The organism is Streptomyces sp. NPDC096013 (assembly GCF_044763565.1).
Lineage (GTDB): Bacteria > Actinomycetota > Actinomycetes > Streptomycetales > Streptomycetaceae > Streptomyces.
This window is the reverse complement of the sequence record NZ_JBIWGK010000009.1, coordinates 371,743-384,756: the sequence shown is the minus strand read 5'-3', so window position 1 is coordinate 384,756 and position 13,014 is coordinate 371,743. Positions and strand designations below refer to the sequence as shown.

The 13,014-nt window shown below is 69.5% G+C and carries 11 protein-coding genes; 8 read left to right on the top strand and 3 right to left on the bottom strand.

What is annotated here, in order from left to right; translation table 11 throughout:
• The first annotated feature begins 5 nt into the window (after positions 1-5).
• Positions 6-2,399 (top strand): galactose oxidase-like domain-containing protein, encoded by a 2,394-nt coding sequence (locus tag ACIRB1_RS29525; RefSeq protein WP_403467555.1) that lies wholly within the window; start codon positions 6-8, stop codon positions 2,397-2,399.
• A 24-nt stretch (positions 2,400-2,423) separates the two neighbouring features.
• Here ACIRB1_RS29525 and ACIRB1_RS29520 read toward each other — a convergent pair whose 3' ends face one another.
• The 3 genes from ACIRB1_RS29520 to ACIRB1_RS29510 all read right to left on the bottom strand — a co-directional run bounded on the left by ACIRB1_RS29520 (position 2,424) and on the right by ACIRB1_RS29510 (position 5,448).
• Positions 2,424-3,056 (bottom strand): TetR/AcrR family transcriptional regulator, encoded by a 633-nt coding sequence (locus tag ACIRB1_RS29520; protein ID WP_403467554.1) that lies wholly within the window; start codon positions 3,054-3,056, stop codon positions 2,424-2,426.
• A complete protein-coding gene (locus ACIRB1_RS29515) occupies positions 3,053-4,621 on the bottom strand; it encodes a DHA2 family efflux MFS transporter permease subunit (RefSeq protein WP_403467553.1) in 1,569 nt (522 codons plus the stop codon). The genes ACIRB1_RS29520 and ACIRB1_RS29515 overlap by 4 nt, the downstream gene beginning before the upstream one ends.
• 113 nt (positions 4,622-4,734) lie before the next feature.
• A complete protein-coding gene (locus ACIRB1_RS29510) occupies positions 4,735-5,448 on the bottom strand; it encodes a hemolysin III family protein (protein WP_352180900.1) in 714 nt (237 codons plus the stop codon).
• 327 nt (positions 5,449-5,775) lie between these two features.
• Here ACIRB1_RS29510 and ACIRB1_RS29505 point away from each other — a divergent pair, with 327 nt between their 5' ends.
• From ACIRB1_RS29505 to ACIRB1_RS29475, 7 genes are all read left to right on the top strand, one after another.
• On the top strand, positions 5,776-7,599 hold the full coding sequence (locus ACIRB1_RS29505) for a phosphoenolpyruvate carboxykinase (GTP) (RefSeq protein WP_403467552.1): 1,824 nt from the start codon (positions 5,776-5,778) through the stop codon (positions 7,597-7,599).
• Between the two features lie 253 nt (positions 7,600-7,852).
• Positions 7,853-8,836, top strand: coding sequence for a serine/threonine-protein kinase (locus tag ACIRB1_RS29500; RefSeq protein ID WP_403467551.1), 984 nt, complete (start codon positions 7,853-7,855; stop codon positions 8,834-8,836).
• On the top strand, positions 8,823-9,284 hold the full coding sequence (locus ACIRB1_RS29495) for a hypothetical protein (RefSeq protein ID WP_266771961.1): 462 nt from the start codon (positions 8,823-8,825) through the stop codon (positions 9,282-9,284). The genes ACIRB1_RS29500 and ACIRB1_RS29495 overlap by 14 nt, the downstream gene beginning before the upstream one ends.
• Positions 9,285-9,364: 80 nt before the next feature.
• Positions 9,365-10,261, top strand: a complete 897-nt coding sequence (locus tag ACIRB1_RS29490) for a hypothetical protein (protein WP_403467550.1) — start codon at positions 9,365-9,367, stop codon at positions 10,259-10,261.
• A gap of 32 nt (positions 10,262-10,293) precedes the next feature.
• Positions 10,294-11,055: a VWA domain-containing protein gene (locus ACIRB1_RS29485; RefSeq protein ID WP_352180896.1), complete on the top strand. Its 762-nt coding sequence runs from the start codon at positions 10,294-10,296 to the stop codon at positions 11,053-11,055.
• A gap of 3 nt (positions 11,056-11,058) precedes the next feature.
• Positions 11,059-11,850, top strand: a complete 792-nt coding sequence (locus ACIRB1_RS29480; RefSeq protein WP_403467549.1) for a PP2C family serine/threonine-protein phosphatase — start codon at positions 11,059-11,061, stop codon at positions 11,848-11,850.
• Positions 11,847-13,010 carry a hypothetical protein gene (locus tag ACIRB1_RS29475; RefSeq protein ID WP_403467548.1) on the top strand — a complete coding sequence of 388 codons (1,164 nt, stop codon included), beginning with the start codon at positions 11,847-11,849 and terminating at the stop codon, positions 13,008-13,010. Before ACIRB1_RS29480 ends, ACIRB1_RS29475 begins: the two co-directional genes overlap by 4 nt.
• The last annotated feature ends 4 nt before the right edge of the window (positions 13,011-13,014 follow it).

The following is a 13,014-nucleotide window of genomic DNA, read 5'->3' as shown; positions in this document are numbered from 1 at the left end:
TCGGGGTGGGAACGCTGACCGCCGGACTGCTGCTCATCTCGCCGCAGTCCGCCGAGGCCGCGAACCTGGTCCTCAACCCGGGCTTCGAGACGGCGGGCGGCGGTGACGGGATGCCGTACTGCTGGGAGAAGTCCGGCTGGGGCGACAACGACTACGACTTCACGACGACTTCGGACGCGCACTCCGGTTCGAAGGCCATGAAGGTCACCGTGACGCGCCGGGTGGACGGCGACCGCAAGGCGCTGATCACCGAGTCGACGGGATGCGCGCCGGTGGTGACGGCGGGCAAGCAGTACGACCTCGGGCTCTGGTACAAGACGACGACGCCGGACGCGAACATCACGCTGTTCCGGCACGACGCGACGGCCGGGTGGCAGTACTGGACCGACCTCAAGACCCTGGAGATGCAGGGCAGTTGGACCCAGGCCACGGTCCGCACACCGGAGGTCCCGGCCGGTACCGACCGGATCACCTGGGGTGTCTCGGTCTACGGCACCGGGTCGGCGACCACCGACGACTACACGATGGACCAGGTCCCGGACACGCTCCCGCCCGCGACCTGCACGGCGACCGCCGAGGAGTGCGCGAACGGCCGTTGGGACGTGCTCCCGACCCAGAACCCGGTGCGCTCGATGCACTCCGTCGTCCTCAACAACGGCAAGGTGCTGCTGATCGCGGGCTCCGGGAACAGCCAGGAGCAGTTCGACGCGGGGACGTTCACGAGCGCGGTGTACGACCCGGTGGCCGGGACGTACAAGGTGATCCCGACGCCGAAGGACATGTTCTGCTCGGGGCACATCCAGCTCCAGGACGGCCGGGTGCTGGTGCTCAGCGGCAACAAGGCGTTCCCGGCGGCGGACGGCTCGCACGGGTACGAGGGGTACAAGGACTCGTACATCTTCGATCCGAAGACGGAGACGTACAGCAAGACGAACGACCTCAACGACGGCCACTGGTACCCGTCGGCGACCGAGCTCGGCAACGGTGACGTCATCTCCTTCGGCGGGCTCCGCGAGGACTCGACGGGGTCGGTGACCGCCGAGTACTGGTCGGACGCCCAGCAGAAGTGGCTGCCGTTGTCGCAGGTCAACCAGACCTGGTCGTACTGGGGGCTGTATCCGTCGATGGTCCTGATGCAGGACGGCCGGCTCTTCTACACGGGCAGCCATGTCTTCGGGAACAACATCCCGGGCACGGGCAGCGCGATCTACGACTACGGCGCGAACACGATCACCTCGGTCCCGGGACTCCAGAACAAGGACCAACGCGACCAGTCCGCAAGCGTGCTGCTGCCTCCCGCGCAGGACCAGAAGGTCCTCACCATCGGCGGCGGCAACATCGACACCAACCCGGACGCGAACCGGCTGACCGACATCATCGACCTCAAGGCAGCCAACCCGGCGTACACGGTCGGACCCCAAACCCCGCAGGGAACAGTGGACTTGGGGAACGGTCCGGTGGCCGAGACCGGCAGCCAGGGCAAGATGTACGTGTCCGCCGTGGTGCTGCCGGACGGCACGGTGCTGGAGACGGGCGGTGGGCTGCACAACCGCGCGAACCCCGTCCACGAGGCGTCCATCTTCGACCCGGCGACCACGACGTTCGATCCGGTGGCCGCCGATCCGCAGGCGCGCGGGTACCACTCGTCGTCGTTCCTGCTGCCGGACGGCCGGGTGATGTCCACCGGTGACAACCCGGGCAACGGCACCTGGAACCACAACGTGTCGATCTACACCCCGCCCTATCTCCTCAAGGGCACGCGCCCGACGATCACTTCGGTCATCGACACCGAGTGGGAGTACGGCGACACCCAGACCATCACCGTCGACCGGCCCATCGCCAAGGCGGAGTTGATCCGTCCGGCCGCGGTCACGCACTCCTCGGACCCGAACCAGCGGTTCGTGGACCTGCCGCTGTCGGTGAACGGCAACACCGTCGACCTGAACGTGACGAGCAACCCCAACCTGGCGCCGCCGGGCTGGTACATGCTCTTCGCGGTCGACGCCAACGGTGTCCCGTCGGTGGCCAAGTGGGTTCATCTGCAAGGCCCTTCGGCCCTCACCACGGACACCGCCTCGGCCCACGTCCACTCCTTCGCGGACTCCCTGGAGGGCAAGGTCACCAAGCCCGGCAAGAAGCGCGCCTCCCAGCCGGTCAGCCCGACCATCTCCGGCTGCGACCGCCACTACGGCACGATCAACGTCTGCGTCCCCACGGTCTTCCCGGCCGAGGTGAAGAAGACGACTGCCGCACGCTGCACCTGGCTCCGGCAGAACGACTACGGCCGTCTGAAGGTCAACGGCAAGGACGACCCGCTCGGCCTCGACCCGGACAAGGACGGGGTGGCGTGCGGGAAGGGTGACGTGAAGACCGTCAAGCCGGTCGGGAAGCAGGGCTGATCCAGCGGCGGTCGGAGCACGGGCTCAGTCGGTGAGCCCGTGCTCCAGCACGCCCATCGTCCGTTCCACCAGGTCCGCGAACTCCTCACGGTGGCCGTTCTCCGCCCAGTACAGGGACGTCTCCATCAGTCCGCCGACGAGGGACGTGGCGTAGACCCGTACCTCCAGGCTCTCCGGGTCCCGGCCCGTGCGTTCGCCGATGGCCTGGCAGAGCATGGAGCCGGTGACCGACATGCTCTCCATCATCCGTGAGCGCACGGCCGGGACCTGGACCATCAGATGGGTGCGGAGCCGGGTGGTCTCCGCGTCCTCGTTGTTGCCGTACTTGATGGCCTTCTGCACCACGTACCGGAGGGTGACCATCCAGGGTTCGTCGGCGGGGCGGGCCCGCAGCTCCTCCATGATGATCGGGTCGAACTCGTCCGTGATGACGATGTCTTCCTTGGTGGGGAAGTAGCGGAAGACCGTCGACGGCGACACCTCGGCGCGCTCGGCGATCTGCTCGATCGTCGTGGCGTCGTACCCCTGTTCCTTGACCAGTTCGTACGTCGCGGAGCGGATCGCCTCGCGGGTCTTGATCTTCTTTCGCTCGCGGAGGCCCAGCTGAGGGCGTTCGGCGGGGCTGAAGGGGGAGGGTGCGGCCGTCATGCCGCTCATTGTCCGCCATCCGCCAGAGCGACGGCCACGGCTGTGGCCGGGTCCTCGTCCGCCGCCTCCCGCTTGCCGGGCGCGGCCGGCGTGTTCGGCAGGAAGGCCGCCGACAGCAGGGCGGTGACGAGCGCCGCGATGCCGCAGACCAGCAGGACCAGGCCCATGCCGTGGACGTAGGCGCTGTTCGCGGAGGCCACGAGGTCGGCCGAGCCAGCCTTCTGGGCGACCATGTGTGCCGCTACGACGGACTCCCCGGCCGTGTCGGCCGCCTTCGCGGGCAGGCCGGTGACGTCCAGGCGGTCCCGGAAGGCGCTCGCGAGCAGGCTGCCGAGCAGGGCGATGCCGATCGCGGCGCCGACCTGGCGCAGGGTCATCAGGAGCCCGGCGCCGCTGCCCGCCCGGTCGCGGGGCAGTGCGCCCAGCGCGCCGTCCATCGCGGGGACGATCGAGAAGCCGAAGCCGAACCCGGTGACGGACAGCCACAGCGCGGTGAAGCCGTAGCCTGAGTCGACCGTCGTACGGCTGCCGAGCAGGGCGGCGAAGGCCAGGACCACCAGGCCCGCGCAGACCACCGCGCGGGAGCCGAACTTGTCGACCAGCGGCTGTGCGGCCCGGGCCGCCACGATCAGGCCGCCCATCATGGGCAGCAGCCGGACGCCGGTGCCGAGCGCGTCGTTGCCGAGCACCGCCTGGAGGTATTGCGGCAGCACGAACAGCAGACCGGAGAGCACGAACATCACGAGGGTCGCGGCGAGCGTGTTGAAGAGGAAGCCGCGATGGCCGAGCAGGGTCATGTCCAGCATGGGGCGTTCCATGCGCCGCTCGCGCAGCACCAGCGCGGCGATGAGGATCGCGGCTCCGATGAGCATGCCCACGATCAGCGGGTCGCCCCAGCCGCGGCTCGGCGCCTCGATGATCGCGTAGATGAGGGCGCCGAGGCCGGCCGCGGTGAACGCGGTGGACAGGGTGTCGACCTTCGGCGAGGCGGGGTCCTTGGTCTCGGGGAGCAGGAAGACGCAGGCCGCGATGCCGATCCCGGCCATCGGGATGTTGACCAGGAAGACCGAGCCCCACCAGAAGTGGTTGAGCAGCCAGCCGCCGATGATCGGGCCGAGCGGCAGCCCGAGCGAGGAGGCCGCGGAGATGATGCCGACGGCCTTGGTGCGCTCGTCCGGGCCGAACAGCGAGGGCAGCACGGACAGGGCGAGCGGGGTGACCAGGGCCGCGCCGACGCCCATCACCGTGCGGGCCACGATGACCCAGGTGACATCGCCGGCGAGGGCACCGGCCAGGGAACCGGCGAGGAAGATGCCGAGCCCTGTGATCAGCATGCGGCGGCGGCCGAAGCGGTCGCCGAGCAGTCCCGCCGGGAGCATCAGCGCCGCGAAGACGATCACGTACGCGTCGGCCATCCACTGCTGCTGGCCGGTGGTGGCGCCGAGGTCGCCGGCCATCGTGGGCAGGGCGACGTTGAGGATCGTGGTGTCGAAGCCGAGCGTGAGCATGCTCGCGACCAGGGCCGCGAGGGCCCACCAGCGGCGCACGTCGGGGGAGTTGGTGACAGTAGCCATGAAATGAGAGTAGCTGTCAAAAGATGGTGCGTGTCAACAGGGATCGACTTTCAGTACATGAAAAATGGCCACGGCTCGAAAGCCGTGGCCATGAACGAGAGGTGTCTCAGGTGCTACCCGTGCTGGTACGCCACCAGGGAGATCCCGACGTAGTGGACGAGGAAGGCCGCCACCGTCAGGGAGTGGAAGACCTCGTGGAAACCGAACCAGCGCGGTGACGGGTTCGGGCGCTTGAGGCCGTAGATCACGCCGCCCGCGCTGTAGAGCAGTCCGCCGACGATCACCAGGACCAGGACGGCGACGCCGCCCGTGCGCATGAAGTCGGGCAGGAAGAAGACGGCCGCCCAGCCCATCGCGATGTAGCAGGGGGTGTAGAGCCAGCGCGGCGCGCCGACCCAGAAGACGCGGAAGGCGATGCCGGCCAACGCCGCGCCCCAGATGCCCCACAGCAGCCACTCGCCCTTGGCGCCCGGCAGCAGCAGCATCGTCAGGGGCGTGTACGTGCCCGCGATGATCAGGAAGATGTTGGCGTGGTCGAGTCTGCGCAGGACGCCGTCCATGCGCGGGCTCCAGTTGCCCCGGTGGTACAGCGCGCTGACGCCGAAGAGCAGACATGCCGTCAGGGCGAAGATCCCGCAGGCGATGCGGCCCCGGGCCGAGTCGGCGAGAGCGGTGAGCACCAGGCCGGAGACGAGAACGGCCGGGAACATGCCGAGATGCAGCCAGCCGCGCAGCTTCGGCTTCACATGGTCGGGGAGGGAGAGCGCGGCAGGACCATGGCCGTCGGTCGGCTTGTCCGTGGGCGCGTAGGGGACGGACGCAGTCATGCGCGCAATCGTACCTACGGAACCGTAAGTTACGCGTCAGTGGGGCGAGATGAGGGTCCAGAAGTGGCCACTCTCTCATGCCGCCCATGCCTACCCGGCGTCCGGGTACCCGTGGTGAATCGATGGTGACGCACGGAAAACATCTCGATACGTGGCGATCCTCACGTCGCTCGTCTGTGAGGCCCTCTGGACATATGGGCGGACGCGTCGGATGATCAAATGAGTGCGGTCGGCACCGGATGAGCGCCAAGATCAACCATCGTGAAGCATCCGGGTCGCGGCCCCCACGGGGCAACCAGGACAAAATCCCTCATCATAGGAGCAATCGTGGCGCGCGACATCGCGGCTCCCCCCGTCATCCCCACCCAGCACAAGGAACTGATCTCGTGGGTCAACGAGATCGCAGAACTGACCCAGCCGGACAGCGTGGTCTGGTGTGACGGATCCGAAGCGGAGTACGAGCGGCTCAGCGAGGAGCTCGTCCAAAAGGGCACCTTCAAGAAGCTCGACCCGATCAAGCGCCCCAACTCGTACTACGCCGCCTCCGACCCGACCGATGTCGCCCGGGTCGAGGACAGGACGTTCATCTGCTCCGAGCAGGAGCAGGACGCGGGTCCCACCAACCACTGGAAGGCCCCCGCCGAGATGCGGGAGATCTTCGCGGGAGAACAGGGCATCTTCCGCGGCTCCATGAAGGGCCGGACGATGTACGTCGTCCCGTTCTGCATGGGCCCCCTCGGTTCGGACCTCTCCGCGATCGGCGTCGAGATCACCGACTCCGCCTACGTCGCCGTCTCCATGCGCACCATGACCCGCATGGGACAGCCCGTCCTCGACGAACTCGGTACCGACGGATTCTTCGTGCGTGCTGTGCACACGCTCGGAGCGCCGCTGGCCGAGGGCGAGGCGGACGTGCCGTGGCCGTGCAACTCCACCAAGTACATCTCGCACTTCCCCGAGTCCCGAGAGATCTGGTCCTACGGCTCCGGCTACGGCGGCAACGCGCTGCTCGGCAAGAAGTGCTACGCCCTGCGCATCGCCTCGGTGATGGCACGGGACGAGGGCTGGCTCGCCGAGCACATGCTGATCCTCAAACTGACGCCTCCGCAGGGCGAGTCGAAGTACGTGGCCGCCGCCTTCCCGAGCGCCTGCGGCAAGACGAACCTCGCGATGCTGGAGCCCACCATCTCCGGCTGGACCGTCGAGACCATCGGTGACGACATCGCCTGGATGCGGTTCGGCGAGGACGGCCGGCTCTACGCGATCAACCCCGAGGCCGGTTTCTTCGGCGTCGCGCCCGGCACCGGCGAGCACACCAACGCCAACGCGATGAAGACGCTGTGGGGCAACTCCGTCTTCACCAACGTGGCGTTGACCGACGACAACGACATCTGGTGGGAGGGCATGACGGAGGAGACTCCGGCCCACCTCACGGACTGGAAGGGCAACTCCTGGACGCCGGAGTCCGGTTCGCCCGCCGCGCATCCCAACGCCCGCTTCACGGTGCCCGCCTCCCAGTGCCCGATCATCGCGCCCGAGTGGGAGGACCCCAAGGGCGTGCCGATCTCGGCGATCCTCTTCGGCGGGCGGCGCGCCTCGGCCGTACCGCTGGTGACGGAGTCCTTCGACTGGAACCACGGTGTCTTCCTGGGCGCCAACGTGGCCTCCGAGAAGACCGCCGCCGCCGAGGGCAAGGTCGGCGAGCTGCGCCGCGACCCCTTCGCCATGCTGCCGTTCTGCGGCTACAACATGGGTGACTACATGGGCCACTGGGTCGATGTGGCCAAGGGCCGCGACCAGGAGACGCTGCCGAAGATCTACTACGTGAACTGGTTCCGCAAGAACGACGCGGGCACGTTCGTGTGGCCGGGATTCGGTGAGAACAGCCGGGTCCTGAAGTGGATCGTGGACCGTCTCGACGGCCGCGCCGAGGGCGTCGAGACCCCGATCGGCGTACTGCCGGCCAAGGGTGCCCTCGACACCAAGGGGCTGGACCTCTCCGAGTCCGACCTGGACTTCCTGCTCACCGTCGACAAGGACGTGTGGCGCGAGGAGGCCGCCCTGATCCCCGACCACCTCAACACCTTCGGCGACCACACCCCGAAGGAACTGTGGGACGAGTACCACGCGCTGGTGCAGCGCCTGGGCTAGAAACACACCGAGAACTCCGCGGCCGGCCGCCGATTGTGCCCTGACCAGCAATGTCGTCACAGGCCGGCCGCGGTGCGGCACCACGGGCAGGGCCCCGCACAACGGCGTGCGGGGCCCTGTCCGTTGCCCTTACCACCATCGCGGCCCCAGGGCGTAGTCCTGACCCCCATTTCACGCATCCGCCCTGCCCAAGACGGGATTTCGGGGGACACTCGGGACAACCTGCAACGAACCCCGAAGTGAGGTGAGCGGGGTGCGCACTCCGGTCAGCGATCCCCTGAGCGTGGGGCCGTACCGGATCGCCGGGCGGCTCGGGTCCGGCGGCATGGGCTGGGTGTATCTCGGCCGTTCACCGGCCGGCCGCGAGGTGGCGGTCAAGGTCGTCCGGCCCGAACTGGCCGCCGAGCGCGAGTTCCGCGAGCGGTTCGCCCGCGAGGTCGCCGCCGCCCGGCTGGTCAGCGGCGCCTACACCGCGGCCGTCGTCGACGCCGACACCGAGGCCGAACTCCCCTGGCTGGCCACGATGTACGTCCCCGGGCCCTCTCTCGCCGAGGCCGTCAGATCGGACGGCCCGCTGCCCGAGGCGCAGGTCCGCAGGCTCGGCGCGTTCCTCGTCGAGGCGCTCCAGGCGATCCACGCGGCCAACCTGGTCCACCGCGACCTCAAACCGGCCAACGTGCTCCTCGCCTCCGACGGCCCCCGTGTCATCGACTTCGGCATCTCCCGCGTCGAGGGCGCCCCGAGCCTCACCCAGGCCGGGATCGTGGTGGGCACCCCGCCCTTCATGTCACCGGAGCAGATGACGGCCGGTCAGATCGGCCCGCCCAGCGATGTGTTCTCCCTCGGCGGCGTCCTGGTCCACGCGCTGACCGGCCGCCCCCCGTTCGGCACGGGCGAGGCGGTGAGCCTGCGGGTCGTCCACCGCGAACCCGAACTGGACGGCGTACCCCCGGGGATACGGCCACTGCTCGCGCGGTGCCTGGCCAAGCGGCCCGAGGACCGGCCCCGACTGGCCGTGCTGCTCGACGAGTTGCTGGCGCAGCCGCGCCCCGCGACCTGGCCGCCGCCCGCCGTGGCCCGCACGATCGAGGTCCGCCGGAGTGAACTCGCGGCCCGGCGCGGGGGCGGCACGAGCCTGCCGGTGCCGTCCTGTCTGCTGCTGCACGCGCAGGCCCTGCTGGACGCGGGCCTCACCGACGAGATGATCAGCCAGGCGGTGGTCCGTGGCGACGCCTGAGGCCTCCATTCCGCCCGGCCGGGACTACGACATCGCCTCGTCCTGGCGGCAGTTGACCCATACCTGGGGGGCCCGGCGGAATTACCACGTCGAGAGCGATGCCGATTCCGTCTCCCTGCAATTCGATCTAGAGGCGTCGGGGCGCACCCTCACCGTGCGTTTCATGACCACGAAAAGACTCCTTGTCGCCTTTGTCACCGACGGTCATTCTCTGCGCAAGGATCAATTGGCGATCGCCGCCGCCGCGTCCAACGCGTGGAACACCGAACAGCTGAATCCCATGCTCTCCGTGTGGGACGTCCGCGGACCCCGGCCATGTCTCGCCGGAGTCTGCGACCTCCCGCTGACCTGCCGGATCTCCCAGGCCGATTTCGATGTTCTGGCCAGTGATTGGGTGGAACGGGCGCGACAGATGTTCACCCGTTGTCATCAGGTTTTCCAGCTGTAGAAGTGAATTGAGCATTCTCAGTCAACCCCTTTCGGCCACCCCCCTGTTGGCTCCACTATGGGCGCCAACGGGGGGTCGTCATGAGACGTACGTTCTTCACTGCCGTGCTGTTCGGCTTGTTGATCGCGGTGATTCCGGCCGGGTCGCCGGCCGCGGCCGGTCCGAACTGCGGCGCGAACTTTCCGACGAAACTGGGCTGTTGGGAGGATGCGCTGAACGACGGGGCCACCGTGACGGTCACGCTGGACAGACCGCTGGGCTTCGACGCCGGCCGCACGGTCGACCAGGCCGAGATCCGCCGGGAGACCAGGAACCTCCGGGTGCGGGTACCGGCCGGCGTCCACACCGGCCAGGGCGGCACCGCGCTGATCGTCCTGGCCGGCCATCCGCTCGTCGACCGGGACGCCAGGATCGACCGCCTCGACGCCACGGCACAGCGGCAACTCGGCCCCTGCACCACCGACTTGTGCAAGGCGCTCACCAAGTCCTCGCTCACCGGGGGCCAGCTGCTCGACAAGAAGCTGGGCGTCACCGAGATCGGCGGCCACACGTCCCCCGACCGCACCCGTCTGTTGCTCCTCGCCCTGACCGCCGTACTCCTGCTGCTGCTCCTGGCCCTCTTCCTGGCCGTCCGCCGCTCCCGCACCCCGGCCATGGAGGCCCACTCCGAGGAGCAGCCCGCCGAGACCACCGCCCGACTGCGCCCCGTACCCCCCGCACCGGCCCCGTCCTCCTACGGCCGCCGGGTCGGCCCCCGCACCGGACCGTCCCGAACAGCCGTGGTCCGTACGGCACTCCACCCGCAGGGCTATGTCGAACTCGACCACGTCCTGTACCGCGCGGTGTGGGCCGAACCCGACCGCACCCCGCCCGTGCCCGGCGCGTACGTCGAGGTCACCGACGCGCGCGAACCCGACTCCGACGTCCTGTACGCCTTCCCGCCCGCCGCCCGGCACCACGCGCGGGGTACCTCGTGAGCCCCGTACCGCCCGGCCGACCTGGAGACGCCATGCCCAGCGAATACCCGCCCACGATGCCGGCGGAGTACGCCGACATCGAGTTCGAGAACAACGCGCAACGGCTGCCCCTCGTCCTGTGTCTGGACACGTCGAGTTCCATGGCGGGCCAGCCGATCCAGACCCTGAACGACGCGCTGGCCGAGTGGACCAGGGAACTCCACGACGACGTCTCCCTCAGCTACAGCGTCGAGGTCGCCGTGATCACCTTCGGCGGCCGGGGCGTCGGCGCCTGGCGCGGACCCCAACTCCTCGACCCCCGCGCCCCGGTGAGCCCCTTCGTCCCCGCGCACGCCTTCCAGGCACCCCGGTTCACCGCCTCCGGGGTCACCCTGATGACGGAGGCGCTGGAGCTGGCCATGCATGTCGTCGCCGCCCGCAAGGCGGAGCTGCGCGCCTCCGGGCTCCAGTACTACCGCCCGCAGATCTGCCTGGTCACCGACGGCCTCCCCACCGACGCCACCGGCCATATGACCGACTCCTGGCACCGCCTGCTGCCCGTCCTCGCCGACGAGCAACAGGCCCGCCGCTTCCGGCTGTACGCGATCGGCGTCGGCGGCATCACCGACCGCGGCGAGCAGGTGCTCCAGGCCTTCGCGCCCACCTTCAACGCGCGCATCCAGGGCTTCCCGTTCCGCGAGCTGCTCCAGATGATGTCGGCCAGCGCGAACGCCGAGCAGAAGGGCGCGGGCGACGAGGTCTTCGAGAAGATCTTCAGCCAGTTCAAGACCCAGCGCCCGGCCTGGGAGAGCTGAGCGGTGGCCGACTCGCCCTGGCGCATCCACGGCCTCAGCGTCGAGGGCTACCGGCACCGCCGCACCGGCACGCCCTGCCAGGACGCCTGCACCTACACGACCTCGGCGTACGTGTCGGTCCTCGCGGTCGCCGACGGCGCGGGCAGCCGCCCGCACTCCGACCAAGGGTCCCTGCACGCCGTCGAGTTGGCGGCCGAGCACTTCCGCCGCCGGGCCGCCGCCGCGTCCGGCTGCCCGCCGGGCCAGGAGGTCCACGACCTGCTCGCGGACGCCTTCGACGACGTGTCCAAGATCTTCCTGGACACCTACGGCAGCACGGCCCCCGACTACGCCACCACCCTCACCGTCGTCGTCCTCACCCCCGGCTGGCTCGGGCATCTCAGCGTCGGCGACGGCTTCGTCGTGGTCCGCGCCGGGACGGAGGACGGGGAGCGGCAGTTCCACCTCCTCCCGCAGCCGCCCGCCGTCAGCGAGTACAGCAACGAGACCGTCTTCCTCACCTCGCCCGACGCATCCCGCCGGCTGCGCACCGACTGCGTGGCGGACCCGCGCGTCGACGGCGTCCTGCTGTCCACCGACGGCCTCGCGCAGGCCGCCCTGTCGCTCTCCGGCGGCGGCCCGCCGCAGCCCAACACCTCGTTCGTGGAAGCCGTGTTGAGCTCCCTGGACACCCCGGGACCGGTCACCGACAAAGCGCACGAGAGTCTCGCCGCCCTCCTCCGCTCGGACCGGCTGACCAGCCTCAACGCCGACGACAAGACCCTCCTGCGGGCCGTGCGCGCGGTGACCCCGTGAGCGGCCGCACGGTCTTCCTGGACGGCAAGCCCGTCACTCTCGCCGAACTCCCGCTCAAGGGCGGCGGACAGGCCGCCGTCTTCCCCGTCGAGGGCGACGACACGATCGTCGTCAAGCTCTACCGCGACCGCCCGGGCCCCGACCTGGAGCGCCGCCTCGCCCGCATGCTCACGATGTCCCCCCTGGCCGCCCGCCCCACCGACGCCAACCAGCCCCCCGAACTCGCCTGGCCCACCGCCATCGCCCGCGGCCCCGACGACACCTTCCTCGGCTACGCCATGCGCCGCTTCGGCGAGCCCCAACACGTTCAGCTGGTGGGGCTGTTCACCCGTGCCCAGCGCCTCCGCCTCTTCGGCGACCGCGCCGACTGGCGCTTCCTCCTCGGCGTCGCCTGGAACCTCGCCTTCATGACCGCCCGCATGCACTACGACCATCTGGTCATCGGCGACTTCTCCAGCAGCAACGTCGTAGTCGACGCCAACGGCTTCGTCACCTTCCTCGACTGCGACTCCATCGCCTTCACCGACCCGGTCACCGGCGAGCCCTTCCCCTGCCTGATGCACACCACCGACTACTCCTCACCGGAACGCCAGTCCGGCGCCGCCGCCACCGAGGAGAGCGACAACTTCGCGCTGGCGGTGCTCATCTACCAGCTCCTCACCGCGGGCAACCACCCCTTCGGCGGCGTCCCGCACGACAGCACCTCCGACTCCACCGTCAAGGACAACATCGCCGCGAGCGTCTCCTACGTCGTCCGCCCCGAGTCGGTCGTCATCCCCCGCGGCACCGTCGACCCGTCGGTCCTCCCGCCCGGCCTCCTGACCCTGGCCCACACGGCGTTCGGCGCGGGGGTCCACGCCCCGTCGGCCCGCCCCACCCCGGAAGTCTGGCTACGCGCCCTGGACCAGGAACGCTCCCGCGTCCAGAGCTGCCACCAGCGCCCCCTGCACTCCTACGGCTCCCACCTCCCGACCTGTCCGTGGTGCACACGGGCCGCGGTGACGGGCCATGACGTGTTCAACGTGCCGGTACGGCCGCCGGTGCCGGTGGTGCCTCCGGCGGCGGCACCGGAGCCCGAGCAGCGCATGGGCCCGCTGAAGGTGGCGGGCGTCGTACTGCTGGCACTCCTCCTGCTGATCGTCGTCCTGCACCTGCTGTGAAGCG